Here is a 19693-nt window from a genome sequence, read left to right as displayed (position 1 = left end):
CATGTTGCTCGCTTTTTTATAACAGTTTTTGACTAACGATATGTCTTAACGCAGAATAGTCCTCTTTTACAAATATTATCAACAGTAAACATGGAAGAAAAAAGCGCCTCGCACATTCGTCAATTAATGCGTGAAAAAAGGCAATCTTTATCCAAGCAAGCGCAACAACAATCGGCAATAGACTTAACAAAGCAAGTGAGTAAACTTGAAAGCGTTAAACAGTCAAGTAAGGTTGCAATTTATCTCGCTAATGATGGTGAACTATCGACTGATAAAACCATTGAGTGGCTGTGGTCATCTAACATAAATACTTACTTACCTGTGGTGCATCCCTTTTCAAAAGGTCATTTACTATTTTTGCAGTACCACGCCGATAGCGAAATGATAGTAAACCAATACGGAATTAAAGAGCCTAAACTCGATATTAGAACCATTATTTCACCATCACAATTCGATGTAATTTTTACGCCATTAGTCGCCTTTGACAATACTGGTGCCAGAGTAGGAATGGGTGGTGGCTATTATGATAGAACATTTGCTAGCCTGTTAAGTACCGATTCGAATAAAGTCCCCTTAAAAATAGGCTTAGCTCATGATTGTCAGCAACTACCAAGAATCAAACGCCAACCTTGGGATATGCCACTTGATAGCATAATCACTCCTTCTCAAATATTTCAATTTAATCAGTAACGCGACAACACGAATACCGCTATAATAGCGACGACACCAATTTTTGGAGCATGTAATGACACAAGACGAAATGAAGAAAACCGCTGCGATTGAAGCACTTAAATACGTAAAAGACGACACCATTATTGGTGTAGGTACAGGCTCAACCGTCAATCATTTTATCGATGCATTAGCCACTATTAAAGAGCGCATCGTTGGCGCAGTTTCTTCATCAGAAGAATCAACTAAGCGTTTAAAAGCTTATGGCATTGAAGTATTCGATCTTAACAGTGTTGATTTAATTGACGTCTATATCGATGGTGCCGATGAAATTACCGAACATATGCATATGATCAAAGGGGGTGGTGCGGCACTAACTCGAGAAAAAATTGTCGCTGCGGTTGCCAAAACCTTTATTTGCATCGCTGATGAAAGCAAACAAGTTGGCATGCTCGGTAAGTTTCCATTACCGGTTGAAGTCATTCCAATGGCGCGAAGCTATGTTGCCAGAGAGCTTGTCAAACTAGGTGGTGATCCCGAATATCGCCAAGGTGTTATCACTGATAACGGTAATGTCATTCTAGACGTTCACAATTTAAAAATCTTAGATCCTAAAAAGCTGGAAAGTGACATTAACGCAATAGTCGGTGTCGTCACCAATGGACTTTTTGCCCACCGAGGTGCCGATATATTAATTTTAGGTACGGACAAAGGTGCAAAAACTATAAAATAACACTTTAGAGTTTATACACTATATGCTAGTTTAACCGGGTAGTTTTAGATATCTAGCCATCTAAAATAATTTACCAAGAGAAAACCACCATGAGCAATAAGTCGTTAGCGAAAGAAAAAATTAAAATTTTGTTATTAGAAGGTGTTCACCAAAGCGCTTTAGAGGAATTAAAGTCTAAAGGTTATAGTAATATCGAATACCTTAAAACGTCATTAAGTGACGAAGAGCTAATTGAAAAAATTCCTACAGTGCACTTTATAGGCATTCGATCAAGAACCCAACTCTCTGATGAAGTGCTGAGTCACGCTAAGAAACTTGTTGCCATTGGTTGTTTTTGTATTGGCACCAACCAGGTTGATATCATTTCAGCGCAAGAGCGTGGCATCCCCGTTTTCAATGCGCCTTTTTCTAATACCCGCTCTGTAGCCGAACTCGTCATTGGCGAGCTTTTATTGCTACTAAGAGGTATTCCTGAAAAAAGTGCTCAAGCCCATCGAGGCATTTGGAATAAATCAGCCGCAGGTTCAGTAGAGGCGCGAGGTAAAACCCTTGGTATCATTGGTTACGGTCATATTGGGATGCAGCTAGGTATAATGGCAGAAACAATCGGAATGCGTGTTCGATTTTATGATATCGAAACCAAATTACCGCTAGGCAATGCCAGTCAAGCTGAAAGTTTAACAACCTTGTTGAAAGAGTCAGATGTGGTTAGCTTGCATGTGCCTGAAACACCACAGACGCAAAATATGATGGGCGCTGCTGAATTTGAAGTGATGAAAGATGGGGTTGTTTTTATTAATGCCTCACGTGGAACCGTCGTTGATATCGATGCGCTTTCAGAAGCGCTTACCAGCAAGAAAGTCACCGGTGCAGCAATCGATGTATTCCCAGTAGAGCCTAAAGGTAATGACGAAGAGTTTATCTCACCTTTGCGTGCTTTTGACAACGTTATTCTAACACCCCACATTGGTGGTAGTACTAAAGAAGCCCAAGAAAATATCGGTTTAGAAGTCGCCAGTAAACTCGCCAAATATTCAGATAATGGCTCAACGCTATCAGCGGTTAACTTCCCTGAAGTATCATTACCAGAGCATCGTGGCACGAGTAGATTATTGCATATTCATAAAAATCAACCAGGAATCATGACAAAGATCAACCAAGCTTTTGCAGAGCTCAATGTCAATATTGCCGCACAATACCTACAAACTGACGAAAAAATTGGTTATGTCGTTATTGATATCGAAGCGCAAGACAGTGAGTTGGCTTTAAAACAGTTGAAAAAAATTGAAGGGACTATTAAAGCTAGAATCTTGCATTAACGAATTTTTCGAGTTTGAGAGGCTAGTCCTTTAAGTATTTGCGACTCGAGAAAAATGATCTATGACAGCGTTATTGACTCTACATTCAATAACGCTGCTTCAGATAAAAATTATACTGTAGTGAACGATGTCTTAATTACTTCATAAGTATGTAACTACTGAGTACATTCCACACCATGCCATTAAACCCGCAACTATATCATCTAGCATAATTCCTAAACCGCCATGACAGTGTTTGTCTAGGTATGATATCGGCCAAGGTTTAACAATATCGAAAAACCGAAAGAGCACAAATCCTAACAAAATTGATTGCCAAGTCATTGGCATGGCACACATAGTGATCAAATAACCGACTATTTCATCCCACACTATCGCCGGATGGTCATGAACGCCCAACTGTTTAGCCGCTTGACCACACAAATAAACACCTATCAACGCCAAGATCAATACAATGCCAAGATAAACAATAATAGGCAATTTACCAAGCAACATAAACAATGGTATTGCCACCAAAGTCCCCATCGTTCCGGGGGCTTTTGGTACTAAGCCACTACCAAACCCTAAGGCGAAAAACTGAACAGGGCTGCCAAGATTAAACTTTACTTTAGCCACTATGAAAAATGCTCGTATCCTGCAGAAGCAATCATAGCAGGTTTGTTATTTAATGTTGTCGTAAGCTTTTCTGTAGCATTAATTTGCCCAATACACGTTACTTTGACACCAGTATCAGCAAGAGCAATTTCCATCCCGACTTTTTTATCTTCAGAAACGGTAAAAAGTAATTCGTAATCATCTCCGCCAGTAAGCGCTAATTCAATAGCTCTTTCTTGACCCACTGCCGAAAGTGAAACTGGTGACAAGGGTAGGTTTTCAAGGACAATATTAGCGCCTACGCCAGAGCTTGCACATATATGCCCTAAATCAGCGTATAAGCCATCAGATAAATCAATAGCAGAAGTAGCGTAGTTTCTTAATGTTTGTCCCGCCAAGACTCTCGGCGTCGGGTAGTCAAGACGTTGTTTAACCGAATTGAAGTCTGAAAAACTTAATAAATGACGTTTTTGGATATGAGATAGCGCTAGCGCCGCATCCCCTACTTCACCTGTCACGTATATCCAATCACCAGATTTTGCACCACTTCTCGTAATTTGCTGCTCATAAGGGATAACGCCTTGAGCAGTTACCGTAATACTTAGAGGTCCTTGCGTAGTATCACCACCAATCACTTGAACATTATAGTATTCGCACAGCTCAAATAACCCGGTGCAAAATTCATCAACCCACTTTTCGTCAATTTCTGGCAAGGTCAATGCCACTGAAATCCAGGTAGGTTCGGCTCCCATTGCCGCCAGATCAGATAAATTTACCGCAATCGCTTTATGGCCAATGGCTCTTGCGGCGGTATCATGAGGGAAGTGCACGCCAGCAACTAAAGTGTCGGTGGTTACAGCAATATTTTGCTTCTCTGAAGGTGCTAATATTGCGCAATCATCACCGACGCCTAAAATCACGTCTTTTCGTTTAACCGCTTGTTCAGTAAAGTAACTTTTTATTAAATCAAATTCTTTCATCATAGAGTAACGCTTAACTATCTTATTTATCGTTTTAGTTTTGTAGACAGTTACTTCTTCCTTAAAGACAAAAGGCGTACACAAGTTACGCCTTATTTCAATCAATTAATCACGTCGTCATTATTGTTCTGGGCGTATTAACTTAACTGCTTTGTCTAATACACCATTAACAAACTTATGACTATCATCCGCCGCAAAGAGTTTTGCTAACTCAATTGCTTCATTGATAACAACTTTATATGGGACATCTAAGCAATCGCTTAGTTCAAAAATCGCGACACGTAAAATTGCTTTTTCGATATGATCAACATCTTCTAAAGGTCGATCTACATGTGGTTCAATCGCTAAATCAATCGCTTTAACGCTAGAGGTAGCCCCTCTAAACAATTGTTGAAAGTACTCAATATCAAAACGACGCTTAGCATTTTCAGTTAAGAAATGCGCTTCAACATCTGTGGTTGAATTATCACTTAATTGCCATGAATAAACCGCTTGTACCGCTAATTCACGAGCTTTTCTTCTCGGGGTTGGTTTCACTTGTATTACCTTTTAAAACTAACGTTTTATAACTGAGAAAGAACGTTTACCATCTCTAACGCCCCTAATGCCGCTTCACCACCTTTATTACCAGCTTTGGTGCCCGCTCGCTCAATGGCTTGCTCAATTGAATCCGTAGTAATCACACCAAATGATACAGGAATTTCAGACTCCAAACACACCTGAGCTAAACCTTTATTACACTCGCCTGCAACAAAATCAAAATGTGGCGTGCCACCACGAATAACCGCACCAATAGCAATAATTGCATCATATTTACCACTTTTAGCCGCTTTTTTCGCTACTAATGGTAATTCATAGGCACCAGGTACTTTAACCACTGTAATATCCGCATCATCTACATTACCGTGGCGCTTTAACGTATCAATAGCACCTTCTTGCAGGCTATCAACAATAAAATGGTTAAAACGAGAAACAACAATGGCAAACTTTTTACCTGTTGCGACAAAACCACCTTCAATGACATTCATGAAATATACTACCCTATGGATTATAAATTGCCGCGATTCTATCAAAATTTTACTAGATTAGGTATAGGTTTGTTATCTTTAAACAAACTAATCTTTAAAGGATAATTTTTAAGCTTCGTATTTTTCGATAAGAAGAAGGTAATACAGAACACCTCAAAAAATTAACATCAATCCGCAATACGTTCAAAATGACAAAAACTTTACAGGGCAATAAACCTATCAGTATAATGGGCAAAATTCTACGAGACTTTTCCAACTACTGAAGTGCCAAGCTAGTGTCAAATACCCCAAATAATAATGAAATAGTGAATAACAATAAGCAGCGAATTCATAGCGATAATGAAGATATTTTATGGCGTATTCTTTGGGCAAATAAACTGTTTATTATTGCTATAAGTTTTCTGTTTGCTGTAGCGTCTGTTTTTTTTGCTTTATCCAAACCTAACATTTATAGAGCTTCGGCTTTATTAGCGCCAGCCTCATCAGAAAATGGTACAAGTGGTTTATCAGCATTGGCTGGACAATTTGGCGGTTTAGCGAGTATGGCTGGTATTAACCTAGGTGGTTCAAGCACAGATAATACAGCCCTTGCTTTACAAATAATCAGATCTCGCTCATTTCTAGAACATTTTATTGCCAAACACGATTTAATGATTCCATTAATAGCAGCGAAAAAATGGGATATGTCATCAGATAAGTTGCTAATAGACAGTGAAATTTATGATGACCAAAACCAAAGGTGGATTAGACAAGTCAAAGCGCCTAAACAAACCATTCCCTCTAGCTGGGAAGGATATATGGCTTTTTTGGAGTTGCTGACTGTTTCTCAAGACGACAAAACGTCGATGGTCACCATTGCAATCGAGTTTTATTCACCAAATTTAGCTAAACAGTGGTTATCTTGGTTAATAGCTGATATTAACGAATTTATGAAAATACAAGATCAAAAAGAAGCTGAAGCATCAATAACCTATTTAAACGAACAACTTTCAAGTATAAAGTTGTCGAGTATGAAAACTGTTTTTAATCAACTTATTGAAGAACAAACAAAAAACATGATGCTTGCACACGTTAGAGACGAATATGTATTAAAAACAATAGATCCAGCACAAGTACCTGAAATAAAAGCTAAGCCCAAACGTGCTTTAATCGTCGTTATTGGTACATTACTAGGTGGCTTTCTATCTATTTTAATAGTTTTGATTAGATACTACATGAAATAGCATAAAAAAGTTTGAGAGGCAGATTTCGCAGCTACCACCTCTTTGTTATACCCATGTCTGGTTATATAGGCGCTAACGAGTTAATTGGATTCACCTTTGACCATTTTTTATATACTTTTATTGGTACTTGCATTACTTATAAGCAGTTTTGGCTGGTCAAATAAATTAAACAAACTAACGGCACCTTTTGCTTGGTTTTTCATCTACGCATTCGCTATTTTAATTGGTTTTAGAAGTGCAGAATCTGGTGTTGATACGATTGCATATTTTGATTACTTTTATGATATAAAATATCGTATCCCCCCTTACTATACATTCGAGCCTGGATTTATTTTTTTTACTGAGTTCATGACCAAGTTCAGTAGTGTAGAGGTTTACGTATTTACGCTTAGCTTCATTCAATTATTCTTTATTTACCTTGCGGCAAAACGCCTAGGAATTAATAACAAGCTTGTTGCTGTAATTGTCTACCTGTCATTTATTCCAGGTTTTGATATGCTAACTAATGGTTTAAGGAGTGGTTTCGCCCTTGGAATAGGGCTGCTCATTTTGACCTCAACTGTTATTTATAAAAACAAGTACGTTTTAGCCAATATATTGCCTGTTTTTATGCATACATCTTACACTATTATAACGCTCGTTAGCTTATTCGTTAAAAAATTTTCAGGGCACAGAATAAACACTCTAATTTTCTCCTCGAGCCTGTTCTTTTTTTGCATTTGGTTAGTTGTAAACCCAGTTGTTATTGTTAATTTTTTCGAGAGTATCTCTTCACAAGCAAATACGTTTGGGCGACTCGGGAGAATTGTAAGATATTTAATAATCGAAAAAGAACTAATGTCCTTTGCCGTGAAACTATATTTTATTGTACTGTCCTTATTTTTTTCATGCATTTACTTTTATACCTTAAAACATGCTCCGTCTGCTAAAGAAGATAACGTCCTAACTAGAATGGCATTTCTGGCATTATCGATTCAATTAATCTATGCGCTGTGTTCGTTTAGTCAGTATTCCTATCGATTTATGTTTTTAGCTTTTCCACTGCAAGCTTTGATGTTTTGTTATATCATGGACAAGTATTATTCAGGAGCGTTACGAAGCTTGATTGTGTTTATTGTGTGCTTTTTAGGAGTATTATCTACCTACAGCACAAAAACATTCTCTTCATTTAAATTATTGGATTTATAGCAGCAGACCACTCCAAATTATTTTAAGGTTTCATTTTATGACATCGAAAGTTTCAGTCGCCACATTAACTTATGGAGATAGAAAGGCTTTTTTATATAAAGTCATTGATAGGTTATTGTGTCAAAATTTCGATGATATATACGTTTTTTGTAATGGAATTTCACCTGAAAGTTTGCGTGAAATAAACGCTAAGTACTACCAAAAAAATGTAACGATAATATATTCCAAAACCAATTTAGGTTCAGCTGGCGGTTACCATGAATTACTTCGTTACGTTATAGCTAATAGCCAATCTGACTACTTATTATTATTAGATGACGATAATTTGGTACCTGAAAATTGTTTGGATACGATATCAAAATTACAAATTAAAGATAACCAACTCTATTCATTTCACCGCTCTGATCGCGAACTTGCTAAACGAGTAAAAGAGTTAGAAAAACCAGAAAAAATTATTGGTAGCGCTAACTCTTTCTTGGGTAGAGATTTTTTTTCTTTCATTAAAAACTCTGAAGCTGAGTATAAAGGTGATTTAGCAGCGGCCCCATATGGTGGTCTTTTGCTCAATCGTAAGTCGCTAGATACTGGTGTACTTCCGCGGAAAGAGCTATACCTTTATGCTGATGACTATGAATATACCTATAGGTTAATTTCAGAGTTTAATTTTGAGGTCGTTTTTTCTGAAGCCTTAGTGATTGAAGATTTAGAAAAAAGCTATCATCTCAAGAAAGGTGGAAGACTCTTGAATAACAGATATAGCCACGCATCTCAAATGCAACTTTACTATTCAGTTCGGAATAACACTTGGTTAGGCCTAAAGAGAAAAAAGTCTACTCTTATATTTCTTTCAAACTTGTGCATATGCACAGCAGTGTTCACAACACAATTTCTAGTTACGTTTAAGTTTAATAATATTGGCCTTTTCATTAAAGCGATTAAAGATGGCTATATTCTCCATAAAAAAATAGGAAGTTAGTAAATGAATTTAGTTTTTTTCCCATTTCATGATTATAAGCTAAGTTTGAAAGAAGGGTTTCGAACACGAGACGCCCATATTTATAGCAAAGTGATTGATAATACTTCTATTCACAAGACTATTATAATAAATCGGCCAACATTATTGTTAGAGGTAGTTCTAAAACGAAAAACTGCAAATACGTCTGGTGAAGTTATTTTTACTGACGGTCGTCTAACGGTACAGAAAATTAGCGAAAAGTTATTTGTTGTTGATATCATAGATTTCTCAGTTATCAGACCTATCCTAAAAGGAAAGGCATTTATTAGTGACTTATATTTTCGTAATAGAAAGCTAATTAAAAAGGCACTAACTAAACTGAATAGCCTTGAGTTTACGAGCTATGAGTCTTCCCCGTTAACAAGGAAAACGGTAGAATTTCTATCTCCTCAAAAAAAGATCTTTGATGGCGTAGATAACTTTTGTAAACATGACTCATATGCCTCTTTAAAAGAAGAGCTTCAAGCTGAATATCAAAGTATTTTAAAAAGCTATGATAAAATTTACTTCAATGGAAGAGATTCACTAAGTTATTTCAATTGCACAAACAATGAGAGGGTCGAATTCATGCCTAATGGGGTTGATTTTGATCGTTTTCAGTCCGAGTATAAAACACCAATCATTTACAAAAATAGTAAACTACGGAAAAGAAAAATTGCCGTTTATGCTGGAAAAATGCAATCCATGTTTGATGTTGATTTGGCGGCAGAGTTAGCAAAAAGTAACCCTGATGTAGATTTCTTTTATCTTGGTAAAATCTTGGAAGGGCAGCCTGATATAGAGCTACAATTATATCCAAATGTAATTTTTACTGGTGATGTACATTATGAGCAACTACCAGCTCACATTACAAATGCCGATGTTTGTATCATTCCCTATTTGGTTGATAAGCAACATGGCGGAGACCCGATTAAATTTTATGAATACCTAGCGTCTGGTAACAAAATTGTTTCTACCTGTATAGGTGACATTGAAAAATACCACGATAATTCCAGCGTCTATATTGTTGATAAAGCGGATTTTGTAGATTCATTTAATAGTGTTATACAAAGTAACACTAACAAATCAATTCGAAGCATTCCAAAGCATATGACATGGCAGTATAAAGCAGAGCGCATGTTTGATTTGCAGGAGGCAAGCAATTGATTTATAGCTTAGTTAATTACATTATTCGTAAGGTAAAAAAGTCACCTGAATACCAACTTGATAAACAACTAAACTCCTATGTAATTTTATCTTTAGCTTTAGAGCGTTTAGTGACCTTAACTCGCGGGACTCTTTTTCAATTGGTAAGATTTAAAAAACCTACCTGCCTCTTTTTAGGAAAAAGAACAAGGATAAAGTTTAGTCAATCATTAAAATTGGCAGGGACAACGACAATAGGAGCCAATGTTACTATCGAATGTTTAGGAAGAAATGGAGTAGAGCTAGGTGAAAATGTTAACATTCCAGATAACTGTTTTATTCGTTGCACTGGTGTCATCTCCAATTTAGGTTTAGGTATAAAGATAGGCAACAATACAGGTTTAGGACATAACAACTTTCTCAATGGTCAGGGTGGTATTTGTATTGGCAACGATGTGATTATCGGCCCGGATGTAAAAATTCTATCAGAAAATCATAATTACTCAGATCCTAATCAGCCAATTCGATTACAAGGTGTATCTAGACAGGGCATTGTTATCGAAGCGAATGTATGGATTGGTGCAAATGTCACCATTCTTGATGGAGTAAGAATTGGCAAGGGAAGTGTTATTGGTGCTGGAAGCGTTGTCAGCAAATCTATTCCAGAAAATAGTATAGCCGTGGGTGTTCCTTGTCGTGTAATTAAAAAGAGAAGTACAAATAATGAATAAAGTTTCAATCATTGGCACAGTAGGTGTGCCTGCATGTTACGGTGGATTTGAAACCTTAGTAGAAAACTTACTGGATGAAAACAACTTCGCCCATCAAATAACTGTTTATTGTTCATCCAGAAGCTACACAAAGAAGCTAAAAACTTATAAAAATGCAAAATTACATTATATCCCGCTTAATGCAAATGGTGCGCAAAGCATTCCATATGACATATGGTCTCTTTGTCATGCGACGTTGAAAAAGACAGACAATATTTTGCTACTTGGGGTTTCAGGCGCTATTTGTTTGCCTTTTATTAAACTTTTTTCTAACGCAAACATCGTCACCAATATTGATGGGCTAGAATGGCGTAGAGATAAATGGGGTAAGTTAGCCAAAGCATTTTTAAAGTTTTCTGAAAGAATAGCGGTAAGGTTTTCTGACAAAGTTATTGCTGATAATCAAGCGATTGCCGATTACGTCACGCAAGAGTACGGTGTAAAGTCAGAGGTTATTGCTTACGGTGGTGACCATGCCGTTAGTTCATCGTTAGAGTTATCAGATGACGGTTACGCTTTGGCGTTATGTAGAATTGAGCCAGAAAACAATGTTGAGTTAATTTTAGAAGCATTTAGCCGAACGAATAAAAAACTAAAGTTTATTGGTAACTGGGACAACAGTGACTTTGGCCGAAGAATGAAAGCTAAATATCAAAACTTTGAAAATATTGATATAATGCCGCCAGTTTACGACGTCGACTCGTTATTTGAATTAAGAAAGAAATGCTCTTTTTATGTACATGGTCATTCAGCTGGCGGAACAAATCCATCACTTGTTGAAATGATGCACTTTAAGAAAACAATTTTGGCCTTCGATTGTAATTATAATCGGGCTAGCACCGAAGAGTCTGCACATTACTTTTCCAATATTGAAGAATTAGTTACCAATATTACCCAAGAAACTGGGATTGATAATGGTAACCGTATGCTCGAAATTGCTCAGCGCAGATATACATGGGAAATAGTAAAACAGCAGTACTTCAACCTATTGAATTAGATGATATGTAAGGTAATCTCCTATGCGTAAAGGAATCATATTAGCTGGCGGCAGTGGCACACGCCTTTATCCGTTAACCAAAGTTGTAAGTAAACAGCTAATGCCTGTTTATGACAAGCCGATGGTTTATTATCCACTTGCAACCTTAATGCAAGCTGGCATTCAAGAGATTTTAATTATATCTACACCAGAAGAAATCCATCGTTTTGAAGACCTTCTCGGCAATGGCGACGCGTTTGGCGTTAGTTTGTCTTATGCCGTACAACCAAGTCCAGATGGCCTTGCTCAAGCATTTATTATTGCTGAAGAATTCTTAGCCGGAAGTTCAGCAGCCTTAGTTTTGGGAGATAATATGTTCTATGGGCATGACTTAACTAAATCCTTAAAGAATGCCTGCGCTCAGGAAACAGGTGGTACTGTATTTGGTTATCATGTCTCCAACCCTAAAGCCTATGGCGTAGTCGAGTTTGATGATAATGGTACGGCCATCTCTATTGAAGAAAAACCAGCTAAGCCTAAGTCTAATTACGCGGTTCCTGGCTTGTACTTTTTTGATTCGCGCGTGGTTGAATTTGCTAAAAATGTTAAACCATCGGCTCGTGGTGAGCTTGAAATAACAGAAGTTATCGACCAGTACTTACAAGCAGGTGAATTACAAGTTGAAATTATGGGTCGAGGTACCGCCTGGCTAGATACCGGCACCCATGATGACCTGCTCGCCGCGGCACAATTTATTGCCACCGTAGAAAAGCGTCAGGGCCTAAAAGTCAATTGTCCTGAAGAAATGGCCTTCCGTAATGGTTGGATTTCGGAGCAAAAATTACGAGAGATAGCCGAGCCACTGCGAAAAAGTGGTTATGGTGAATACCTGTTAAAACTGCTTGAAGAGCGAGTGTTTTAATGCAAATTATCAATACCAGCATTCCTGACGTAAAAATACTAGAGCCGAAAGTGTTTGGCGATGAACGCGGATTCTTTTTAGAAACCTTTCGTGACGACTGGTTTAAAGAAAATGTCGCCAACGTAACATTCGTGCAAGATAACCATAGCAAATCATCTCACGGCATATTGCGCGGCTTGCATTACCAACTAAAGCACGCTCAAGGAAAACTCGTGAGAGTTATTTCTGGCGAAGTTTATGATGTGGCGATCGATATGCGTGAAAACAGCCCTAGTTTTGGTCAGTCTTTCGGAACATTACTCTCAAGTGAAAACAAACGTATGATGTGGGTTCCAGCCGGCTTTGCTCATGGTTTTTATGTCACCTCAGAATCTGCTGAATTTGTCTATAAATGCACCGATTACTATGCGCCTGAGTTTGAACAAAGTCTGTTATGGAATGATCCAGCACTCAAGATTGACTGGCCAATAAAAACAGATGAACAACCACTGCTGTCAGAAAAAGACCAAGCAGGGAAATTATTTAAAGATGCTCAATACTATCCTTAGTATTGGGTCAAAGCGCACGGTAAGTAGACACAAATTATGAGTAAGAGAATTTTTATTACTGGTGGAGCTGGCTTTATTGGTTCAGCACTCGTTCGTTACTTAATCAACGAAACTGACTGTATTGTCATGAATTTTGACAAGTTAACTTATGCGGGTAACTTAGAGTCATTAAAATCCATTGAAAACAATGAGCGCTATCACTTCGTTCATGGTGATATTTGCGATCAAGCCTTCGCTAGCGAAACAATCAAATCATTTAAACCTGACTATATAATGCATTTAGCGGCTGAAAGTCATGTTGACCGTTCTATTGATGGGCCAGGTGATTTTATTCAAACCAATATTGTTGGCACTTATACGCTTTTAGAAGCGGCTCGTAGTTACTTCGTCACGCTTAATGAGCAAGAAAAACAGGCATTTAGGTTTCACCATATTTCTACCGATGAAGTCTATGGCGACTTGGGCGACACTGGGCTATTCACAGAAGAAACACCTTATGACCCTAGCTCACCTTATTCGGCGTCAAAAGCAGCTTCTGATCACCTAGTTCGAGCTTGGTGTCGCACCTTTAATTTACCTGTCGTGGTTACTAACTGTTCCAATAATTATGGGCCTTATCACTTTCCCGAAAAACTAATTCCATTGATAATTCTAAATGCTTTAGAAGGTAAGCAGTTACCAATTTACGGTGATGGTAAACAGGTTCGCGACTGGTTATTTGTCGAAGATCACGCCAAAGCACTCTTTTGCGTTGTTGAAACAGGCAGCGTTGGTGAAACCTATAATATTGGTGGTTTCAATGAAAAACAAAATATTGAAGTTGTTAATACTATTTGTAATCACCTCAATGAGTTGGTAACAAATAAACCCGACGGTATTAGTGATTTTAAGCAATTAATCACGTATGTGGCTGACAGGCCCGGCCACGATGTTCGCTATGCCATTGATGCAAGTAAAATTAGCTCAGAATTGGGCTGGAAACCTGAAGAAACATTTTCCACAGGTATCAAAAAAACAATAGAGTGGTATTTAGCCAACCTAGAATGGTGCCAGCACGTGCAAGATGGCAGCTACCAAAGAGAGCGATTAGGCAATTAGGCTCCCATGCTCACAAAGGCAGCTTATCGCTGCCTTTTTTAGGATATAACGAAATGAAAGCTTTAATTATCGGTAAAAATGGCCAATTGGCACACGAATTAATCGACGAAAAACCAGATAACATCGACGTATTATGTTTAGGTAGAAATGATGTCGATATCGGCTCAATTGAATCACTAGACAACGCAATAAAGAAATTCTCTCCTGATGTTATCATTAATGCATCTGCCTATACGGCTGTAGATAAAGCAGAATCAGATCAAGACGCAGCTTATGCAATCAACCAGCATGCGGTTAAAAATATTGCAAAACTGGCGAAGAAATACAATATACGCCTACTTCATGTGTCCACTGACTTTGTTTTTGATGGTCAGCAAAGCAACGCTTACCTTGTTAATGATACCACTAACCCTTGCAGTGTTTATGGTGCATCTAAACTCGCCGGCGAACAGGAAATCCAAACCCACTGCTCTGAAAACAGCGCCATTGTAAGAACATCTTGGTTGTATTCATCTTATGGTAATAACTTTGTCAAAACGATGATCAGGCTAATGAAAGAAAAGCCAGAGCTAGGTGTGGTTTGTGATCAAATTGGCTGCCCTACTTCAGCTAACAGTTTAGCTAAATTTTTATGGAAATTAACCGAGCAGCAAAGCATTTCGCCAATATACCACTGGAGTGATTACGGCGTTGCCTCTTGGTATGATTTTGCCGTAGCGATTCAAGACATTGCTTTTGATAAAGGTTTACTAAAAGAGAAAATACCAGTAAAACCTATTCCTGCAACTAGCTACCCTACTCCTGCCAAAAGGCCAAACTTTAGCTTGCTTAACGCGAGTGACTCTTACTTAATTGAACCTTCAGCTCATTGGTCTGTGCAATTAAAGCAATGTATCAACAAGCTGAGCGAAGCAAAAATTTAGAAGGTTAGAAGATTCACACAAAAGGGGGAAGCTAAAACTTCCCTCTTTTTATCTTTCTACCGATTTAGTATACTTTCTTGTATGAAGGCTACAACAGCACTAAAATTTGAATCGACACGAACTTCCTAAATTTCTTCTTGGACTTATCCATTTTAACTATTAAAATAGCGTCAAATTTAGTATCTACACGGACTGTAAATTATGACGAACACTAAGCACCTATTTCTTTATTTTATCTTCTTGTTTTTTTTAACCGCGTGCGGCGGCGGTGACAGCCCTGATAAACAAAAACCTAGCCCTACTCCATCACCAGTTATTAACAGTTTTAGTACAAATAAGACCTCTATTTTTGCTGGTGAAAGTGTTGAAATAACGGCTGTTTTTTCAAATGGCGAAGGCTCTATAAATAAAGGCATAGGTAATGTTTCTTCTGGTGTAGGAATTCAAATATCACCAGAAGAGACCACAACCTATACCCTATCGGTAACAAATTCAAATGGGCAAACTATTACTAAATTACTCACGATTACCGTCAATACCGCGCCCCCAGAAATAGTTGGTTTCACGGCCAGTAAAACGGACATCCAAGAAGGGGAGGCCATTGAATTAATTGCTAACTTTGCAAACGGAGAGGGTCAGGTAAATGGTGGTATCGGAGCTGTTTCTTCAAATACAGCGATCAGTGTTTCGCCAGTAGCGACTACCACGTATACACTTACCGTGACTAATGCTAAAGGTGTATCTGTTGCGGCGCAGTTAACTATCAATGTTACTTCGCCACACATCGGAAAGTTTTGGACTGAGTATGACGCTCAAATATTGCCAGGAGACTCCGCAAGGTTAGAATTTGCCTTTTCGGGTGGCGAAGGTAGTATCGATAATGCTGTCGGTAATGTTAAATCATATGAAGCTATATTGGTTCAACCAGAAGAAACAACGACTTACACCTTAACCGTTACTAACGAATTTGGTGCAAGTAGAACAGCACAACTTACCGTTGAAGTATTGCCTGTCATCATAAAGTACGCGCACCCAGCTAAGTTTGTCAAAGATGAGTTTCTTGTTGCGGTAGGCGTTTACGCTAATATTGAAGTTACAGAAGTTTCCGCTAGTATCGCTGGTATTACAAAGCCCTTACAAAGCTATTTGGTCACTGATGAGAAAGCTTATTTTAAAGAAACTTTTTCATTATCAGGAATGCCTCAACGAGACTACACCTTAACAGCAACAGCCATAGATTTTAAAGGCAAACAACATAGTTTTTCCAAAACGATCACCTATGATACCCCTCCTCAAGTAACGCTCTCATCCACAGTAAAACATGGCGTTGCTACACCAACATTAGCACTAGAAGCAAGCTGTACTGATGAACTCGGTGACTGTGAGATCAGCATAGTTAACTGCGGCGATAAATCGTGGTGTAACTCTATAAATGATGGAACGGTGATTTTATCAGGTCAAAATCAGATAAACGCGTCATATGATTTTAGTGATTATGATGGCAAAAAGATCTATCTATTAGCAATCGCAAAAGACGAACTAAATCAATACTCAGAGAATAATATTGCCAGTCCTATCTATGTTGAAAGTTCAACGGAACTAACCGCAGTGAATTCATTTGCTGGCCAAATAATAGATTTTAATCATGATAACGTGTTGTTGCACAATAGCAATAATTCTGGCGATAAATTAGATATCGCCGACGTAACCAATAATACTGTCAGCCCTGTTGAAATCGCACCAAATACCAACATAGATATTGACGGTAGTTTTTTAACTCCCACTGGAGCGGTATATACGGTTGACGATTATTATGCGTCACAGAACCTTTTTGACTGGAATAAAAATGAACTACTTTCTCTTGGCCAAACTCGCTCTCAACCACACGTAAGTGGTGATTTCATGACTTATTTTACCTCGGACAAAGAGAGTGATTACAGTCAATTATGGCAAAGACAGTTTTCGACCAAAACTAATGTATTAGCCAGTCAAAGGCCGCCATGTCGAGGTTCTGGTTGTAGTAGCAGTAAGTATTATCATTCGGTGGCTAGTAATGGCGTCATAACCTATCAAATCAATACTTACTATGAATCTAGACCATGTGCTGATCATATTATGAAGTTTGAAAATAACACAGAAACACAACTGCCCAATATCTCAAGTTATATTTGCTCACCTTTATCGGATGGAAGCAGGTTTATTTATCAAAATGGTAATGCTATTAGCATTCATGATGGCATTAACGAAACGATGCGAACGGACAGTTTTAGTTGGGCAAGAGTTCCAAGTCAATATCGTTTTTATGCGATAAATAATGGTTGGGCAGCATACGTAGATTTGGGCAACCTTCAGCAACTGCATGTTTTTAGCCAAGATATCAATGGTGTTGTGCAACAAAGAACCTTTTTTGGTAAAGATGCCTATATAGAAGCACTCGCAGAAAATGGCGATATTATGGTTCTCTATGAAGGCAAACGCTACTTAAGTAAACTAAATGCTGACCCTGTTTTCATTAGTTCAGCCCTTGGTACGAGTAAATATAGCAATGGTGCTTGGTACATCGCATTAGGTAATACCCTGTTTTCATTAACCTCACCTTAATATGAGATAATTTTAAGCCAGCCAAAATTATCTTCCCATTTATCCCCTTTTTATACCAAAGGGGATAAATGGAATGTTTTCTATCTTATTACGCTCATTTTTTATAGTTCGCCACAAACAATTTTCTTACTGCAATAACGAGCTGAGTTAAGTATAATCACGCAAAGCTGTAATATCATTACAGTGACACGTATTATCTAGATGAATAATCAAGCAAAAACGTGATAACTTATTCTTTAGTTTGATGTTAGTTACCTTCTCATGCGAAGGCATGCTGCTAAGTTTTCAAAAATACTGTCACTGAACAATTGAATTTAATAAGAACTCACAATGAAAGTACTTACCGTATTTGGCACTCGCCCTGAAGCCATAAAAATGGCGCCTTTGGTCCATGCACTAGCAAACGATGAACGTTTTAATGCGAAAGTATGTGTAACCGCTCAACATCGAGAGATGCTTGATCAAGTACTGGAACTTTTTGAGATTACTCCTGATTACGACTTAGATTTAATGAAAGCAGGACAAACTTTAAATGAAGTAACGGCTCGCATACTGCTAGAAATAAAACCTGTTCTTCAAGCGTTTAAACCCGATGTCGTATTAGTGCATGGCGATACAGCAACAACATTTGCTGCAAGCTTAGCTGCTTACTATGAGCAAATTGATGTCGGGCATGTCGAAGCGGGGTTACGCACCGGTAATATTTACTCTCCATGGCCTGAAGAAGCTAACCGAAAATTGACCGGTGCCTTAACGAAGTACCACTTTGCACCGACTGCGACATCAAAACAAAATTTGCTGTCTGAAAACTATGCTGCGGAAAATATTTATGTCACTGGAAATAGTGTTATTGACGCTTTACTCATGGTAAAAGAAAAAATAAATAACGACGAGCAACTTAACGCTAATTTAGCGACACAGTTTCCTATGCTTGATGGCAATAAAAAACTTATCTTAGTGACTGGCCACAGGCGAGAAAGCTTTGGTGGCGGCTTTGAACGTATTTGTGAAGCATTAGCACATACCGCCAAACGTTACCCTAATATGCAAATTCTTTACCCTGTGCATTTAAACCCAAATGTTAGAGAGCCGGTCAATCGTATCTTAAAAGGCATTGACAATATTTTTCTTATTGAGCCTCAACAGTATTTACCGTTCATCTATCTTATGGATAGAGCACACATCATCCTGACCGATTCAGGAGGAATACAAGAGGAAGCGCCTAGCTTAGGAAAACCCGTACTGGTTATGCGTGAAACAACCGAACGTCCTGAAGCAGTAGAAGCGGGCACTGTTAAGCTTGTTGGCACAAATATAGAAGCGATAACCACTGCCATTAGTGAGTTAATGGACAACGATGAGTCTTATCAAGCGATGAGTTTTGCCCATAACCCATACGGTGATGGCAAGACGAGTCAACGAATTTTAGATACCTTAATAAACTCACATTAACTAAATGAAATTTATAAATAAAGTCAAACGCTACTTGATGCTCAGGCGCTTTAAAAGCAACAATACGATGTTAACGCATTTGCTGCTGGGTAATTGCAATATCAGTAATATCGAAAACATTAAGATTGGCAATGGTTGCCGCATAGGTGATGGCTGTTTAATCAATGCTGGTGGTGGCTTAGAAATAGGCTGTAATGTTATATTAGCGCCTAATGTTGTGATTTGGACACAAAACCATAATTTCATTAATGCGACACTACTTCCTTATGACGCAAAAATAAAAAATAAAAAAGTGGTGATTGGTGACAATTGTTGGTTCGGTGAAGGTGTTAAAATAGCGCCGGGTGTAAAAATAGGCAATGGCGTTATTCTGGCAATGGGCAGTGTCGTATTTGATGACATTCCCGACTTTGCTATTGCTAGAGGAAATCCTGCAACAGTAATCAGCACTCGTACGGATATCGATAATTATCACCATCTAGATGTTGAAAAGCATAGTTATATTATTAATAAACTTTTAAGAAAATTATAA

20 protein-coding genes are annotated in these 19693 nt (G+C 38.1%); 16 read left to right on the top strand and 4 right to left on the bottom strand.

The features are described 5' to 3' along the window. Nucleotides 1–90: 90 nt before the first annotated feature. The 3 genes from ACSLUH_RS01525 to serA all read left to right on the top strand — a co-directional run bounded on the left by ACSLUH_RS01525 (nt 91) and on the right by serA (nt 2721). Entirely contained in the window at nt 91–690 is a 600-nt protein-coding gene (locus tag ACSLUH_RS01525; RefSeq protein ID WP_448563866.1) for a 5-formyltetrahydrofolate cyclo-ligase, read from the top strand. A gap of 55 nt (nt 691–745) precedes the next feature. Beyond that, entirely contained in the window at nt 746–1402 is a 657-nt protein-coding gene (gene rpiA, locus ACSLUH_RS01520) for a ribose-5-phosphate isomerase RpiA (RefSeq protein ID WP_448563864.1), read from the top strand. 89 nt (nt 1403–1491) lie between these two features. Next, a complete protein-coding gene (gene serA / locus ACSLUH_RS01515; RefSeq protein WP_448563862.1) occupies nt 1492–2721 on the top strand; it encodes a phosphoglycerate dehydrogenase in 1230 nt (409 codons plus the stop codon). Between the two features lie 141 nt (nt 2722–2862). On the opposite strand, the gene ACSLUH_RS01510 is transcribed toward serA, so the two are convergent. From ACSLUH_RS01510 to ribH, 4 genes are all read right to left on the bottom strand, one after another. Then, nucleotides 2863–3333, bottom strand: coding sequence for a phosphatidylglycerophosphatase A family protein (locus ACSLUH_RS01510; RefSeq protein ID WP_448563860.1), 471 nt, complete (start codon nt 3331–3333; stop codon nt 2863–2865). Continuing rightward, nucleotides 3333–4292, bottom strand: a complete 960-nt coding sequence (thiL, locus tag ACSLUH_RS01505) for a thiamine-phosphate kinase (RefSeq protein WP_448564013.1) — start codon at nt 4290–4292, stop codon at nt 3333–3335. Before thiL ends, ACSLUH_RS01510 begins: the two co-directional genes overlap by 1 nt. Before the next feature lie 120 nt (nt 4293–4412). Beyond that, the gene (gene nusB / locus ACSLUH_RS01500; protein ID WP_448563858.1) at nt 4413–4829 is read right to left on the bottom strand and encodes a transcription antitermination factor NusB; all 417 of its coding nucleotides are present in this window, start codon (nt 4827–4829) and stop codon (nt 4413–4415) included. Nucleotides 4830–4855: 26 nt separating this feature from the next. Further along, nucleotides 4856–5320 carry a 6,7-dimethyl-8-ribityllumazine synthase gene (gene ribH / locus ACSLUH_RS01495; protein ID WP_448563856.1) on the bottom strand — a complete coding sequence of 155 codons (465 nt, stop codon included), beginning with the start codon at nt 5318–5320 and terminating at the stop codon, nt 4856–4858. A gap of 275 nt (nt 5321–5595) precedes the next feature. On the opposite strand from ribH, the gene ACSLUH_RS01490 reads away from it, so the two are divergent. The 13 genes from ACSLUH_RS01490 (at nt 5596) to ACSLUH_RS01430 (ending at nt 19693) form a co-directional block, all read left to right on the top strand. Then, nucleotides 5596–6543 carry a Wzz/FepE/Etk N-terminal domain-containing protein gene (locus tag ACSLUH_RS01490; protein WP_448563854.1) on the top strand — a complete coding sequence of 316 codons (948 nt, stop codon included), beginning with the start codon at nt 5596–5598 and terminating at the stop codon, nt 6541–6543. A gap of 84 nt (nt 6544–6627) precedes the next feature. After that, complete coding sequence (locus ACSLUH_RS01485) at nt 6628–7731, top strand: EpsG family protein (RefSeq protein WP_448563852.1); 1104 nt, start codon at nt 6628–6630, stop codon at nt 7729–7731. A gap of 37 nt (nt 7732–7768) precedes the next feature. After that, nucleotides 7769–8707, top strand: coding sequence for a glycosyltransferase (locus ACSLUH_RS01480; protein WP_448563850.1), 939 nt, complete (start codon nt 7769–7771; stop codon nt 8705–8707). Between the two features lie 3 nt (nt 8708–8710). After that, entirely contained in the window at nt 8711–9892 is a 1182-nt protein-coding gene (locus ACSLUH_RS01475) for a glycosyltransferase (protein WP_448563848.1), read from the top strand. Next, a complete protein-coding gene (locus ACSLUH_RS01470) occupies nt 9889–10602 on the top strand; it encodes an acyltransferase (protein WP_448563846.1) in 714 nt (237 codons plus the stop codon). Before ACSLUH_RS01475 ends, ACSLUH_RS01470 begins: the two co-directional genes overlap by 4 nt. Further along, complete coding sequence (locus tag ACSLUH_RS01465) at nt 10595–11638, top strand: DUF1972 domain-containing protein (protein WP_448563844.1); 1044 nt, start codon at nt 10595–10597, stop codon at nt 11636–11638. Before ACSLUH_RS01470 ends, ACSLUH_RS01465 begins: the two co-directional genes overlap by 8 nt. 22 nt (nt 11639–11660) lie before the next feature. Further along, on the top strand, nt 11661–12539 hold the full coding sequence (gene rfbA / locus ACSLUH_RS01460; RefSeq protein ID WP_448563842.1) for a glucose-1-phosphate thymidylyltransferase RfbA: 879 nt from the start codon (nt 11661–11663) through the stop codon (nt 12537–12539). Continuing rightward, nucleotides 12539–13087: a dTDP-4-dehydrorhamnose 3,5-epimerase gene (gene rfbC, locus ACSLUH_RS01455; RefSeq protein WP_448563840.1), complete on the top strand. Its 549-nt coding sequence runs from the start codon at nt 12539–12541 to the stop codon at nt 13085–13087. The genes rfbA and rfbC overlap by 1 nt, the downstream gene beginning before the upstream one ends. 36 nt (nt 13088–13123) lie before the next feature. Then, complete coding sequence (rfbB, locus tag ACSLUH_RS01450) at nt 13124–14185, top strand: dTDP-glucose 4,6-dehydratase (protein ID WP_448563838.1); 1062 nt, start codon at nt 13124–13126, stop codon at nt 14183–14185. 53 nt (nt 14186–14238) lie between these two features. Further along, a complete protein-coding gene (gene rfbD, locus ACSLUH_RS01445; protein WP_448563836.1) occupies nt 14239–15108 on the top strand; it encodes a dTDP-4-dehydrorhamnose reductase in 870 nt (289 codons plus the stop codon). Nucleotides 15109–15309: 201 nt separating this feature from the next. Next, nucleotides 15310–17709 carry a hypothetical protein gene (locus ACSLUH_RS01440; protein ID WP_448563834.1) on the top strand — a complete coding sequence of 800 codons (2400 nt, stop codon included), beginning with the start codon at nt 15310–15312 and terminating at the stop codon, nt 17707–17709. Nucleotides 17710–18039: 330 nt separating this feature from the next. Further along, on the top strand, nt 18040–19161 hold the full coding sequence (gene wecB, locus ACSLUH_RS01435) for a non-hydrolyzing UDP-N-acetylglucosamine 2-epimerase (RefSeq protein ID WP_448563832.1): 1122 nt from the start codon (nt 18040–18042) through the stop codon (nt 19159–19161). A gap of 67 nt (nt 19162–19228) precedes the next feature. Then, complete coding sequence (locus ACSLUH_RS01430) at nt 19229–19693, top strand: acyltransferase (protein WP_448563830.1); 465 nt, start codon at nt 19229–19231, stop codon at nt 19691–19693.

This window comes from Thalassotalea ganghwensis (assembly GCF_053485795.1).
The sequence above is the reverse complement of the archived record's forward strand: the minus strand, read 5'-3'. Positions and strand labels throughout refer to the sequence as shown.

Excerpts from the sequence above, each read along its gene's own strand:
- ACSLUH_RS01525 (WP_448563866.1), top strand. The coding sequence starts at position 91 with ATGGAAGAAAAAAGCGCCTCGCACATTCGTCAATTAATGCGTGAAAAA.
- rpiA (WP_448563864.1), top strand. The coding sequence starts at position 746 with ATGACACAAGACGAAATGAAGAAAACCGCTGCGATTGAAGCACTTAAA.
- serA (WP_448563862.1), top strand. The coding sequence starts at position 1,492 with ATGAGCAATAAGTCGTTAGCGAAAGAAAAAATTAAAATTTTGTTATTA.
- thiL (WP_448564013.1), bottom strand. The coding sequence starts at position 4,292 with ATGAAAGAATTTGATTTAATAAAAAGTTACTTTACTGAACAAGCGGTT.
- ribH (WP_448563856.1), bottom strand. The coding sequence starts at position 5,320 with ATGAATGTCATTGAAGGTGGTTTTGTCGCAACAGGTAAAAAGTTTGCC.
- ACSLUH_RS01480 (WP_448563850.1), top strand. The coding sequence starts at position 7,769 with ATGACATCGAAAGTTTCAGTCGCCACATTAACTTATGGAGATAGAAAG.
- ACSLUH_RS01475 (WP_448563848.1), top strand. The coding sequence starts at position 8,711 with ATGAATTTAGTTTTTTTCCCATTTCATGATTATAAGCTAAGTTTGAAA.
- ACSLUH_RS01465 (WP_448563844.1), top strand. The coding sequence starts at position 10,595 with ATGAATAAAGTTTCAATCATTGGCACAGTAGGTGTGCCTGCATGTTAC.
- rfbA (WP_448563842.1), top strand. The coding sequence starts at position 11,661 with ATGCGTAAAGGAATCATATTAGCTGGCGGCAGTGGCACACGCCTTTAT.
- rfbC (WP_448563840.1), top strand. The coding sequence starts at position 12,539 with ATGCAAATTATCAATACCAGCATTCCTGACGTAAAAATACTAGAGCCG.
- rfbB (WP_448563838.1), top strand. The coding sequence starts at position 13,124 with ATGAGTAAGAGAATTTTTATTACTGGTGGAGCTGGCTTTATTGGTTCA.
- rfbD (WP_448563836.1), top strand. The coding sequence starts at position 14,239 with ATGAAAGCTTTAATTATCGGTAAAAATGGCCAATTGGCACACGAATTA.
- ACSLUH_RS01440 (WP_448563834.1), top strand. The coding sequence starts at position 15,310 with ATGACGAACACTAAGCACCTATTTCTTTATTTTATCTTCTTGTTTTTT.
- wecB (WP_448563832.1), top strand. The coding sequence starts at position 18,040 with ATGAAAGTACTTACCGTATTTGGCACTCGCCCTGAAGCCATAAAAATG.
- ACSLUH_RS01430 (WP_448563830.1), top strand. The coding sequence starts at position 19,229 with ATGTTAACGCATTTGCTGCTGGGTAATTGCAATATCAGTAATATCGAA.